Raw genomic sequence first — 385 nt, 5'->3', positions numbered from 1 at the left:
GGGTACCACCGCCACGGCGAAATCGATTGGTAACCTGGCAGAAATGGCGAACAAACTGCGTGAATCTGTGGCGGGCTTCAAACTGCCAGAAGCGGACCTGGATATGGAGCAACAACAGGTACTGTAATCACAGTCCTGGTTGAAGACTCCTTATGAATCATCAGAGTCGTCCTGTTGTCAGCACGATGCCAGAGCTTAGCGATGACCAGTTTGGTCGTTGGCAAGCTCTGCTGGAAGAGCGAACAGGAATGTGTATGCCGGTTCAACGACGGACTTTTCTGCAGACCAGCCTGGGTATCCGGATGCGTGAAATAGAGTGCAGTAATTACTCCGAATATTACAGTAAGGTTGTGAACGGCCCGACCGGAGCGATTGAGTGGAATAC

General features: G+C 51.4%; 1 pseudogene. It reads left to right on the top strand.

Going from position 1 to position 385, the window contains the following annotated elements:
* Positions 1-152 precede the first annotated feature (152 nt).
* Positions 153-385, top strand: a pseudogene (locus Q4563_RS16855) (hypothetical protein); the annotation flags it as partial.

The sequence above is a fragment of the Gilvimarinus sp. 1_MG-2023 genome (genome assembly GCF_030548285.1).
The sequence above is the reverse complement of the archived record's forward strand: the minus strand, read 5'-3'. Positions and strand labels throughout refer to the sequence as shown.